We start from the raw sequence: 12,766 nt of genomic DNA on the forward strand, positions 1-12,766 counted from the left end.
GAATGCAGAACGAAACCATATTGGATACAAAAAAAATTCCTAAACGTCATTTGTCAAAAGGTGTCCGGGAAAACCTGGTAGCGTACAGCTTCATTGCGCCGAACTTTATCGGATTTGCCGTGTTTACACTTGTACCCATGTTTTTCGCCTTTATCCTAGCTTTTGTGAAATGGGATGGGGCCAATCCAATGAAATATATCGGATTGGACAATTTCACCCGGCTTATTAAAGATACAACATTTCATAAAGCATTATGGAATACCATTGTTTACACTATTGGCGTAGTACCGTTCACCATGATTGTTGCGCTGGCGCTGGCGATTTTGCTTAACCAGAAGATCATGGCCCGCAATTTCATGAGAACCGTATTCTTTTTCCCATATGTGGCATCCTTGGTAGCCGTTGCTGCCGTATGGAACTTTATCTTCAGCCCTACGATGGGGCCGATCAACAATATTTTGCATACCCTTACCGGTATCCCACTGGAGGATCTTCCTCGCTGGGCGGCGGATAAACACTGGGCGATGTTCACAGTAATACTGTTCACTGTGTGGAAAAACATGGGTTATTACATGGTCATTTACTTGGCGGGTCTACAGGGGATCAACCCTGAGTTGTATGAGGCTGCTGAACTTGATGGTGCTAACGCCTGGAGAAGATTCCGCAATGTGACGGTCCCTCAACTGGCGCCTACATCCTTCTTTGTGCTGATGATTCTAGTCATCAATTCGTTCAAAGTCTACGATATCTTTATCAACCTATTTGCCGGCGCTGATAACCAGTTGAACGATTCTACAAGGGTTATGGTTTATCAAATCTACAATACGGCGTTCCGTTCGCTTGATTACGGATATGCCAGCGCCATGGCCATTGTGTTGTTTCTGCTGGTACTTGGCATCACCATCGTCCAGTTCCGCGGCGAGAAGAAATACGGACAATAGGAGGATTCAAAAGATATGGTGGGTACAAATAAAGGAATTAGAATCGGCACGATGGTGCTAGTGTATATTTTGTTGTTTGCTACGGTGCTCTGTATGCTTGTTCCATATATATGGATGTTGTCTTCTTCGCTCAAGCTGAACAAGGATGTGTTCTCATTCCCGATGCAATGGATTCCGGCGAATCCGCGCTGGGGAAATTTCGTGGATATCTGGACCCGTATTCCACTGGACCGCTTCATTTATAACACGGCGAAATTATCAATTATCGTAACGATTTTGCAGCTATTGACTTCAAGTTTTGCTGCGTATGCATTCTCCAAACTGCAATTCAGAGGGAAAAATGTTTTATTCCTTGGATATATCGCTACGATTGCGATTCCTTGGCAGGCATATATGGTGCCGCAATTTATCTTGATGCGTTACATGGGACTTAACAATACTCATCTGGCAATCATTCTATTGCAGGCATTCTCGGCTTTCGGAGTATTTCTGATGCGCCAGTTCTATCAGGGTGTCCCAGATGAATTATGTGAGGCGGCCCGAATCGATGGCTTGAGCGAATATGGGATTTGGGCGAGAATCATGCTGCCATTATCCAAGCCGGCTTTGTCCACCTTGACGATTTTTACCTTTGTTGCTACTTGGAATGACTTCTTGGGGCCGATGATTTATTTGACGGATACGAAACTCAAGACCATTCAAATTGGACTACGAATGTTCATTTCGCAATATTCTGCCGAGTACGGTCTGATAATGGCTGCAAGTGTGGTTTCCATTATTCCGGTTGTGATTGTTTTCTTGGCACTTCAGAAGTACTTCGTTCAAGGCGTCGCAGCATCTGGTATTAAAGGCTAGACAGGTTTGAACCTGGCAGTTGCAGTTTTCGCATGCTGCCAGTTTTTTTTTAGCTTATCAATGAAATGAATGCGCTTTCTTTGTTTACTGGGCGATAAAGTCAAATCAAGCATGAAACATGCCGAGCGACCATTTATAGCAAAAGGAGGATTAAAGAATGAGCAGAAAACACTCCGTTAGAAAAAAGCTATTCTCAATGATGATGACCACTGCGCTTGTAGTTGGAATGTTTCCGGCACTCCATATGCCATCTGTATCTGCGGCTACGGTGAATACTATTTTCGCAGCCGCCTTTATGGGGGCGAAGACATCTGCTGACACTACTTTGCCTGCTAGCATTGACATTGGAGGCCAGTCTGCGACTGTGAAATGGAATATAGGTGAAGATACCTTTGCCGTTCCTTATGACACAGTGACAGTCACGGGTACAGCGAATGGTGGGCCGGTTGTTGCCAATGTAGAAGTTATTCCACCTTCAAGGAATCCATTGGTTTACTTTGTGGATAGCGGCAGGGGGGGCGATTCCGTAGGTAATGGTCCTACTTCTTCGCCACTGTACGAAGCAGTCAATACGCTGTCCGGTAGCGCGTTGCTCAACCAGTCACCAGATCAGAAATATATCAGCGGAACGACTGCCTGGGGATTTGATGATTCCATAAACAAGGTGAAGAACTCCAAAGACGGAGGACTTACCGATCCTGCAACTGATCCATCCATATGGACAGTAGGACTTCGTGCCGACCCTACTAGCAGTCATATTGTATATAAATTAATGGCTCCAGAAGCTGGAACCTATACACTCAGTAGTGGTTTCCATGATTGGTATGGCAGCCGCACTCGAGTAATACAGCCTCAGATCGAATATAAGGATACAAATGGGGCAACAAAGACGATCTCGTTTGCACAATTCAATACTAATGTGACTCCGCTTATTTCCGGCGAATTCACTATTCCCGGTGATATCGACGCTAGTAGCCCTATGACATTGACCTATGCCTATGTTTCCGGTGAGAAACCAATCTTGAGCTGGTTCGCCGTTGCCAAGGGCGGGATTCAAAAAGAGATCGAAGATGCTCGGCAGAACGCAGCTTCCATGGTCAAGGTTCTACTCGACGGCAACGATATTAAAGCGGACAATGTCAACGGCCTAACGTTCAAGGGATTTGGCGTACTAAGTGCCAACAGCACCAGTGCCCTGTTGATGGATTATAAGGCTGAGCATCCGGAAGCTTACGCAGAAATGTTGCGGATTCTGTTCGGTGGAGAGCATCCCATTATGACGCATGTAAAAATAGAGATGGGCAATGACCGTAACAACTCTACCGGCCCGGACCCGGCTACTATGCGTACGGCCGATGAAGAAGCCAATGTCACTAGGCATCCCGGATTCCAGCTTGCGGCTGACGCCAAGGCTACGAATCCGGATCTCAAGGTCAGCATCCTGCGATGGAGTGCTCCGGCCTGGGCAAGCAACAACGATAAAATCTATACCTGGTATAAAGATACAATTCTTGCTGCTTACCGTGAGTATGGCTATATGGTCGACTACGTCAATCCCCATATCAACGAGCATACGCCGGATTTGACCTGGACCAAACAGTACGCTGAGCGTGTTAAAACAGATAACGAAGGTTTTACAAGCCCAGAAGAGCAAGCGCTCTATAACCAGATCAAAGTTGTGATCTCTGATGAAGTAGGGATTGGTTCATTTGGCGGCAGTATGGTAAGCGACGCTTCTCTAAGGGATGCGGCTCCGATCGCCGGATATCACTATAACACTGACGACGACAGCGCAGGCAATTTCAAAAAGCTCGCGGAACAATATGATATTGAAGTATGGAACAGTGAGGCGCAGTCCACCTTCAGTAACTCTGCCTTCCGTCCCAACAATAATGTGAAGGACCCTACAGTGGAAGGAACCGGCATCGGCGGTGTTGGCAGTCCACTGGAGATGAGCAATACGATTATTAAAGGATTCGTCAATTCCCGCCGGACGCACTTTATTTATCAGCCGGCCATCGGCTCCTTCTACGAAGGTGGACAATATTCGTTTAAGGAACTACTTAGCGCACGTGATCCGTGGTCGGGATGGATTCATTATGATGCAGGTCTTGTTGCTCTGCAGCATTACAGCTGGTTCGCCAATGTGGGCTGGGAGAACGAAGATAATACGGCAGGGATTTGGAGAGCAGTTCCTAAGGCTAGCTCCACGGGTGCGACAGGCACTAACCCTGTTAGCGGTCGCAACGGTTCTCCTAGCTATATGACACTTGCTTCACCTGACAGAAGTGATTTTTCAACCGTTATCGTGAACGATAGCGAATATGCCAAAACCTATAAGCTTCAGACGGTAAATATGAACTTTGTGGGTAATCCATCATTGGAAGTTTGGGAGACTCGTGCGGCAGACGCGGGTGAAGCTTTCAACAGCAATTATATGAAATATCTCGGGGATGTCGCTGTTGATGGCAGTGGGGTTTATACCATTCATGTCAAACCATATTCGACATTGACTGTGACCACTTTGAAGAACAAGGATAATGAGGTGTATCAAACACCGTTACCAGTAGAAGGCGACCGCATCGTGCTTGATACCGACGCCACAGGGAGGATTCAAAATACAGCGGACAATATCCTGTATGCCGATGATTTTGACTACTCCAATCAATCCGTTGTGAAGATCGGGGCAGGTGGGCAGAATGCTGGCACCCAAAGCTATATTGAATCCCGCGGCGGTTCCAAAAGTGTGATACCACGCTATACGCACGACCGCAACGGTGCATTTGAGGCGTATCTTCCGGACGGTTCTGACAACTATGTTCTGCGCCAACAGCTGGATACGGAAATTATGGGGCTGGGTGGCACTTGGAACGGTGGAGATCCCGTAACAGCTATAGGTGATAACCGGTGGACAAATTACAAGGCCAGTGTAGATGTTTCGTTCGAGACGAACAGTACGCAGGGCGGAGCCAATTATGCTGCGATTGGCGCACGGTATCAAGGAGGCGGCAGCTCTCACACTATAAACGGCACACCTTATGTACTGAAGTTCTGGTTTGACGGAGGTTGGCAGCTGCTGGTCAATAATAGCGCAGTAGCGAGTGGCAATGTAGTGAGCGGTTCCGGTGGAGTAAAGCTGGATGGATTTAACACCGCACATGATGCCTGGCATAACATTGCCATTCAGGTTGCAGGTGATAAAGTGACTGCCTATTTGGACGATGTGAAACTGGCTTCTTATACTGATCCGAACCCTGAATTGTCTGGTCGGGTAGATTTAGCCAGTGGATATTATCATGTTCGTTTCGATAATCTGAAGGTCGAGACGATTGACGGCTATACGCCATACTATTCCGAATTACTGGATAATCTTGAAATGTATGATCTGGCTGCTACACCAAACTCTAAATTAAAATACGGCGGTTTGTGGAGTCATCAAAACGGGGCTGGTATGTATATTTATCAGCGTTCCCTATCTACCAGTCAAGGTGCAGCTGCTACGATGGAATATTCTTTTGAAGGCACCGGGTTAGATATTCTGGGACCGAATAATGGATCGGCTAAGTTAGAAGTGACTGTTGATGATGAAATTGTCACACTGTCAGCCGATACGATGGCCTCTAAAGAACTCTACCAAACGTACACGCTTCGCGGACTTAAATATGGACAGCATAACGTTCAGATAAAGGTATTAAGCGGTACTTTGGTTGTTGACGCGGTGGCCGTTGTTTCCGGTGAAGTAAAAGGTGCAGCGGACACAGCTGCTCTTCAATCAGCGGTAATAGCGGCGAAAGAATTTACCAAACTGGATGAATATTCGGATAGAGACTGGCAGCTTTTTGCAGCTGCACAGAACACCGCCCAAGAAGCACTAGACAATGCTGCTGATTTCAGACTGGATCAGGAAGGAGCTGTGCAACTCGCGGGACGTCTGATCTCTGCCCAGAACCAATTGACAACAGGGGATATACGGGAGCTTGCTGCTCCTCAGGATATTGCCACTTATGTCGGGAAACTGCCGAATCTTCCAGATAAGTTGGAGGCTACCCGAGAAGATGGATCCAAATTGCAGGTGTCTGTGAAGTGGAATTTAGACGCGGTCAGCTTCAACACACCCTATGAAAGAGTAGCTGTAACCGGCACTTATGGCAATCTAAAAACCACTGCTAATGTGGAAGTAGTGCCAGAAGGTCTTGTGTACTTTTTGGATGTCGGTGTTTCGGCGGATATCGTCACACCACCCTATACGGTGATCAAGAATTTCGTGGGCGACAGCCTTCTGAATAGCACCGCGGATCAACTATCAACAGGCGCTGTGTGGGGTCATATCAATACAGGGGCAAATTATAATCTCAAAGGGCTCGGCGGTGCCGTGGTTATCACTGATAAAACTCAGACAGGTGTCTACAGCTCGAATACAAAGAATACACCTCTGATCTACACCCTCCCTCTGAGCGCAGGAAAGTACACGATTACATCGTTCCATCGGGACTGGTGGAATATGAGCAACCGCACGATGGATATCACGCTTAGCTACACTGATGCTGAAGGGAAGACAGTAAACGAAACGGTCAAGACCGGTGTACTCGCAGGTCCTAATGGCATCACGATCACTAATGACTTTACGCTGCCGGTGAGCGGCGTCGTGAAATATTCGATAAACAATACGAATAGTCAGGCATCTGTGATCAGTTACTTAGCAGTGGCGAAGGACAGGTTCAGCATTGTCAATGATCAGGCTGTAAACGAGGCTAAAAGTATTATAGAAGGTGCTGCATATAGCGTGCAGAAGGAAACAGCTAACAGCGAAGACTTAGTCCGGACTTGGCTGCTCCAAACGATGAACGGTTTAATCGGGTTCAGTGATACGGGGGCTACGATGGGTGATATCACCCTATCTTCGTTCCAGGAAGCTACTGATGACACAGCCGGCAGCTTCAGCTTCACAGTATTACTGAACAAGGGCGAGTCGAAGGCAGAAGCTGCGGCCAGCGGAACGATTAAGCTATCGGAGCCAGATATGAAGCAGCCGGAGATTACCTTGATAGGTGAAGCCATAGTCAATCTGCAGATCGGTTCTGAATATACGGATGCCGGAGCCACTGCGTATGACGACCAAGACGGTGATATCACAGACCGCATCAATACAACGGTCAGCAGTGAAGTGTATGGTCTGACTGAGTTAGATACAGCGCAAGCGGATATCTACACCTTCCATTACAATGTCAGCGATGCCGCAGGCAACACGGCTGCGGAAGTCACCCGAAAAGTAATCGTATCGGAAGATCCAGATGTACTGAAGCCGGTCATTACACTGCTTGGTGAACCATCTGTTCAACTGGACAATGGCGCAAGCTATACAGATGCCGGAGCCACCGCAATGGATAACCGCGATGGCGATATTACAGAACGTATTGTGGCGACGATTACGAAGGATGGAAATCATACGGATACGCTAGATACCTCATCAGCAGGCACTTACATTTATCATTATAATGTGAGCGATTCCGCGGGCAATACGGCTGTTGAAGTTATAAGAATAGTTACAGTGGGAGAAGCACAGCAACCGCCGACTTCAACACCAACGGTAGAACCAACACCGATAGTTGAACCCACAGCAAATCCTACACCAACACCTGTACCTGAAGTAACCTCAGGGCCGGTGTCGACCACAGCACCGACGGTATCACCGACACCGCTGCCGCGGACCACGCGGATTCTTAACAGTGACGATTTCACGGCTCCGGTTGGAGGGGGAATAACAGTTCAGCTCACAGAAGCTACTGATTCTGTACTGCTTCCTGTGGGAGTGTCAAATATCATCGGAGTGAACACGCTGCGTCTCGTATGGAATACATTTGCCATCCAACTGACCCCAGAAGCGCTAAAGAGTATCCAGGAGAAAGCTGCAGGAGGTCAAGTGGATGGAGCACGAATCAAACTCTCGGCCGTGAAGGCATCCAGAGTTGCCGTGGAACAGCTTATGAATAACCCAGCTGTCAACGGCTCGGTTCAGTTATCTGCTGCAAGTGATGTAATTAACTTCAGTTTGGAAGTTATTAGTACGAATGGCACTGCCGTACCGGTAGCCCGTTTTGACAAGCCACTGACGCTTACCTTCATAGTAGATTCAGATTCCAATCCTAATTTGCTCGGCATCTACAATATAGCCGGGAACGGAGCTCTTGAATTTATGGGCGGAACGCTAGCTGATGGAAAATGGAGTACGGAAATACAGCATTTCAGCCAGTTTGCAGTCCTGGAATATGACAAGACATTCTTGGATGTCAGTACGGATAGCTGGGCTAGCGATGTTATTAAGATAATGGCGGCTAAACATATTATCCAAGGTATTTCCGATACTGAATTTAATCCGCAGGGGAAAGTGACAAGAGCACAATTCGCGACCATGATTGCAAGAGCGCTAGGCTTAGAGGCGGGAAGTCATTCAACGTTTGTTGATGTGGACTCCAGTGCTTGGTATGCCGAATCCATTGCAGCCGTAAGCGAAGCGGGTATTGTGCTCGGACGTAGTTCGGATTCATTCGCACCGGACCGCAGCATTACCCGCGAGGAAATGGCCGTAATGATCGTTAGAGCTTATGAATATTTACAAGGCAGCAAGGTAAATGAAGTTTCCGCAAGCTCGTTCAGTGATTATTCCCTGATTCATGTCTGGGCACAGAAATCAGCAAGTTTCGCTGAGCAGGCAGGGCTGATAAAAGGACGAGGCAATATGCAATTCGCACCGCAAGAGATGATGACCCGTGCCGAAAGTGCGCAAGTCATCGCCAATCTGCTGGGATATTTGTAAGCCGCACTTCCATGAACCTGGCAGCTGCATTTAGCGGGTGCCAGGTTTTTTTATAAGTTCAAAGAAGGGTTTATACAATTGCGAGGCGTCGATAAGTGGCAATGTCAGCTTTTTTTGCCGTATTTTCCAGGTGGAATGCCCGTGATGTTCTTGAAAGTACGTATGAAATTGGCATAGTCATTGAAGCCGGATAGATAACAGGTATCGGATACGGAGTTTCCGGCGGATAGGAGCTGTTTGGATAAAGCAATTTTTTTAAGCAGGACGTAACGGTAGATCGTTCCTCCTGTCTGCTGCTTGAACAGGTGACTAAGATAATATTTATCGATGTTTAATTCACCAGCGATCTGCTCTAGCGACAGATTCAGATGCAGATGGTTATCGATATAGCGCATGGCCGTTTGAATATGCGATGAAATAATACTGGGTATGGTGGAACTAGTACGGCTATATAGCTCATTAATGAGGACCAGAATCTGGATCAGATAAGTTAAAGCCAGAACCTCACTGCCGTATTGAGGATTCTCCAAGATTGCAATCAGGCGAAAGGCAAGGGCCATGTACTCTGCAAGCAGTGTTTCATCCATTTGAGCGAGATTCTGCTCTCCGGGCTGACGGTTCTGGAAACAGGCGAGCAGATTTGTGGTTGCGGTGCAGAAGGGATATACAAGTGGAGCTTTGAAATGAATAGTTAATCGTTCGTAAGGCTCCGGAGATAAATTAATGATTTTATGAATCTCGTGATTGTTGAATAAGAGCACATTGCCCCGTTGAAGCGGATAGCTGTACTGATCCACAAATCCGTTCACCGTGCCGCCTAAAAATAGGAAGATTTCAAAGTGATCATGAATATGAAAATCTTTGGTGGGTGAGATCGGTGAATTGCCGATGCCCGCCAGTATGCCGCCTTCGAACGGCTGATAATACTGGGCATGTTTCATCCGGATAACCCCTTTCAGATTAATAGCAATAAACGCAATAAATAATCATTAATCGCAAAGACATTGCAATAATACAACACTAAACTATAGAAGAAGATTACGCAATAAACCAAGTATACAGCTGGTCTGAACATGAGTAGTAGGGATCTGCATCTGCTGAATAGACGCAATTGAAAGGGTGGATGGTGTATGAATAGTACGAAACACCGCAAATATTGGCTGGATACGATGCTACAGATCGGGAACCCAGTACTTGACGCTTTGTCGCAAAGAAAATTAAAGGAACGGCTGCCCACCGAGTTTCATAGTGACAGGAGCAAGTTTGCGCATTTGGAGGCATTCGCCAGGTTGGCCTGTGGAATGGCCCCATGGCTAGAGCTTGAAGGGCTGGAGGGTGAAGAAGAAGAGCTCAGGGCTCGTTATGTCCTATTGATGCTGGAATGCATCGATGCTGCTGTTGATCCATCATCACCTGACTATATGGATTTTAAGTCCGAAGGCCAACCGTTGGTCGATGCGGCATTCCTCGCTCATGCGTTGGTGCGTGCACCGAAGCAGCTTGCCGGGCGGCTGAATGAGCGGGTCAAAGGTAATTTAATAACAGCTTTAAAGCGAACACGCCGGACTGCACCCAGCGGGAGCAATTGGCTGCTGTTTAGCGCAATGGTTGAAGCAGCTTTGTATATACTCGGCGATTCAGAATATGACCGGATGCGTGTTGGTTATGCGATCCACATGTTCATGGATTGGTATAAAGGCGATGGTATCTACGGGGATGGCAAGGACTTTCACTGGGATCATTACAATAGCTTTGTCATTCAGCCGATGCTTGTGGATGTGGTTACACTTTTTGAACGGGACTCGGAGCAATACTCCGTATTGAGGCCATTGATTCTGGAGCGGGCACAAAGATACGCAACTGTTCTGGAACGGATGATTGCGCCGGACGGAACGTATCCGTTTATCGGGCGCTCTATCGTTTACCGTTTTGGTGCGTTTCAGCTGCTATCACAAGCGGCGCTACAGCATTTTCTGGAGGATGCGCTATCACCCGCACAGGTACGCTGCGCCTTGACCGCTGTAATCACACGGACTATGGGATTTCCAGGGACGCTGGATGAGGACGGGTGGCTACGTCCGGGGGTGTATGGTTACCAGCCCGAGCTTGCGGAGAGCTATATCAATACGGGAAGTCTCTATTTATGCGCTTCAGTATTTCTTCCTCTGGGGTTACTTCCTTCAGATCCTTTCTGGGCAGGGACAGAACTGAAATGGACAGCACAAAGAATCTCAGCCGGAGAGGATGTTATGAGAGATCATGCCTTAAGTAGATAGGGGGATCTGATCTAATCGGTCAAAGGGAGGGGAAAAGCATGAACAGACAGGAGCTTTTCGGAATTGTCCAAGAAATGAAGCCAGCAGATCTGAGCTTGTATTATCCTGATGGAGAGTCGGATGCTTTTTGGAAACAAGCCTTATTATCCGAGACATTAAAGGAAGATATCAGCGAAATCCGCGAGGAGGCTCAAAGATTAGACAGCCAGCCTATATCAGAGCTGACGGATACGCTATTTTCAATTTTTGCGCGCACAGGTTCGAGGTTGGAATATGAACGGGTCTATTTCGAACGGAGAAGAAGGCTGAATACATATGTATTTATGACCTTGCTTGAGCCGGATAATGTCAGACTTCTGGAGAACCTGGAAAATATCCTATGGTCTATATGCGAAGAGTACACATGGTGCCTGCCAGCCCATCTTCCTGCAGATCATAATACAGAGAATATTGATCAGTTTATTGATCTGTTCTCCTCGGAGACCGCTTTTACCCTTGCCGAAATTTCTCTATTACTGGGAGAACGACTTCCGCTGCTTCTTCGATCCCGAATCAGACATGAAGTAGAAAAGAGAATATTTCGACCTTTTATTGAATGTGGTCCTTATGAATGGGAGACTGCACGTCATAACTGGGCAGCAGTATGCGCAGGGTCGATCGGGGCAGCCGCCTTATTGATGTTGGATGATCCTGCTGCGCTGACGAATATCCTGCTGAAGACAGAGCGCAGCATGAGCTACTATCTGGAAGGCTTCGGGGATGATGGGGCCTGCCTGGAAGGTCTGAGTTACTGGAACTACGGATTTGGCTATTTCACGTATTACAGCGATCTTCTCCGGGTTAGAAGTGAGAGAAGAGTAGACTGGTTTGCAACGGACAAAGTGCGAAGTATCGCTCAGTTCCAACAGAAAGTTTTCATCGGTGGCAATTTTGTCGCCAATTTCTCTGACTCAGAGCCTCGAATTCACATACATATGGGCTTGTCCCATTATTTAGCTGATACCTATCCAGAAGTAGAATGTCCTCCGCCTGTGCTTCGCACTCCTTACGCTAAGGATCACTGCAGCCGCTGGGCTCCGGCTTTTCGAAATCTCATCTGGAGAAGGACCCGCGATGAGAAACAGGATCAGGATTGGGGAGCCGCCAGTTATTATCTTCCTGATGCGGGATGGCTTGTCTCGCGTTATCAGTCCGGAGGAAGTTCGTTCGGCTTTGCGGCTAAGGGAGGGCATAACGCTGAACCTCATAATCATAATGATCTGGGACAGTTCATTCTGTCAGGTGGAGGCGAAATCTATGCAGCTGATCTCGGCTGTGGAGAGTATACGGCTGAATATTTTAGGGCTGGCCGTTATCAATATGATTGTAACGGCTCGCAGGGACATTCGGTTCCGATCATCGGCGGCCAGTATCAACTGGCTGGCAGGAAGCATAGTGCTACAGTTCTGTACGCGTCGGCTGCGGTTGAAAAAGATGAACTGAAGCTGGAGCTGTCTCAGGCATACGAAGTGGAAGAGCTTCAATCCCTGATCCGCTCTATGGTTTGGTACAAGGGGCAGCATCCTCGCTTGGAGTTAATGGACGAGTACCAGTATAACGGTAAGTCAGTGAGCTGGACAGAGCGGTTCGTTACCTTGCGTCGTCCGAAAATGCTGCGTTCTGGTGTTGTGCTGCTGCCCGGAACTGGAGTAGGCGGAGTGGAACTGACTTATGATGTTCAGATCGTTGAGCCAGAGATTACTGCACGTGAGTACCGGGATCATTTTGGCAGGGATACGGTCTGGCATACGCTAGACTTTCATGCTCTTCAGCCCGGTTCTGAAGGGAAATTAGTATTCACCTTTCAATTTATATAAATGATGAAAGAAATAGTGAACCAT

Annotated in this window: 6 protein-coding genes; 5 read left to right on the plus strand and 1 reads right to left on the minus strand. The window is 47.4% G+C overall.

Going from position 1 to position 12,766, the window contains the following annotated elements; all coding sequences use genetic code 11:
• Positions 1-2 precede the first annotated feature (2 nt).
• From NYE25_RS00860 to NYE25_RS00870, 3 genes are all read left to right on the plus strand, one after another.
• The gene (locus NYE25_RS00860) at positions 3-941 is read left to right on the plus strand and encodes a carbohydrate ABC transporter permease (RefSeq protein WP_076283100.1); all 939 of its coding nucleotides are present in this window, start codon (positions 3-5) and stop codon (positions 939-941) included.
• Between the two features lie 15 nt (positions 942-956).
• The gene (locus tag NYE25_RS00865) at positions 957-1,796 is read left to right on the plus strand and encodes a carbohydrate ABC transporter permease (RefSeq protein WP_081392974.1); all 840 of its coding nucleotides are present in this window, start codon (positions 957-959) and stop codon (positions 1,794-1,796) included.
• A gap of 157 nt (positions 1,797-1,953) precedes the next feature.
• Complete coding sequence (locus tag NYE25_RS00870) at positions 1,954-8,610, plus strand: S-layer homology domain-containing protein (protein ID WP_341144861.1); 6,657 nt, start codon at positions 1,954-1,956, stop codon at positions 8,608-8,610.
• 104 nt (positions 8,611-8,714) lie between these two features.
• Here the strand turns inward: NYE25_RS00870 and NYE25_RS00875 are convergent, their stop codons facing one another.
• Positions 8,715-9,551: a helix-turn-helix domain-containing protein gene (locus tag NYE25_RS00875; RefSeq protein WP_341144862.1), complete on the minus strand. Its 837-nt coding sequence runs from the start codon at positions 9,549-9,551 to the stop codon at positions 8,715-8,717.
• Between the two features lie 189 nt (positions 9,552-9,740).
• On the opposite strand from NYE25_RS00875, the gene NYE25_RS00880 reads away from it, so the two are divergent.
• Together NYE25_RS00880 and NYE25_RS00885 are read left to right on the plus strand one after the other, a co-directional pair.
• Complete coding sequence (locus NYE25_RS00880) at positions 9,741-10,886, plus strand: DUF2264 domain-containing protein (protein WP_341144863.1); 1,146 nt, start codon at positions 9,741-9,743, stop codon at positions 10,884-10,886.
• Positions 10,887-10,924: 38 nt separating this feature from the next.
• On the plus strand, positions 10,925-12,742 hold the full coding sequence (locus NYE25_RS00885) for a heparinase II/III family protein (RefSeq protein WP_341144864.1): 1,818 nt from the start codon (positions 10,925-10,927) through the stop codon (positions 12,740-12,742).
• The last annotated feature ends 24 nt before the right edge of the window (positions 12,743-12,766 follow it).

The sequence above is a fragment of the Paenibacillus sp. FSL E2-8871 genome (assembly GCF_038000345.1).
Lineage (GTDB): Bacteria > Bacillota > Bacilli > Paenibacillales > Paenibacillaceae > Paenibacillus_AQ.

Excerpts from the sequence above, each read along its gene's own strand:
- NYE25_RS00880 (WP_341144863.1), top strand. The coding sequence starts at position 9,741 with ATGAATAGTACGAAACACCGCAAATATTGGCTGGATACGATGCTACAG.
- NYE25_RS00885 (WP_341144864.1), top strand. The coding sequence starts at position 10,925 with ATGAACAGACAGGAGCTTTTCGGAATTGTCCAAGAAATGAAGCCAGCA.
- NYE25_RS00875 (WP_341144862.1), bottom strand. The coding sequence starts at position 9,551 with ATGAAACATGCCCAGTATTATCAGCCGTTCGAAGGCGGCATACTGGCG.
- NYE25_RS00860 (WP_076283100.1), top strand. The coding sequence starts at position 3 with ATGCAGAACGAAACCATATTGGATACAAAAAAAATTCCTAAACGTCAT.
- NYE25_RS00870 (WP_341144861.1), top strand. The coding sequence starts at position 1,954 with ATGAGCAGAAAACACTCCGTTAGAAAAAAGCTATTCTCAATGATGATG.
- NYE25_RS00865 (WP_081392974.1), top strand. The coding sequence starts at position 957 with ATGGTGGGTACAAATAAAGGAATTAGAATCGGCACGATGGTGCTAGTG.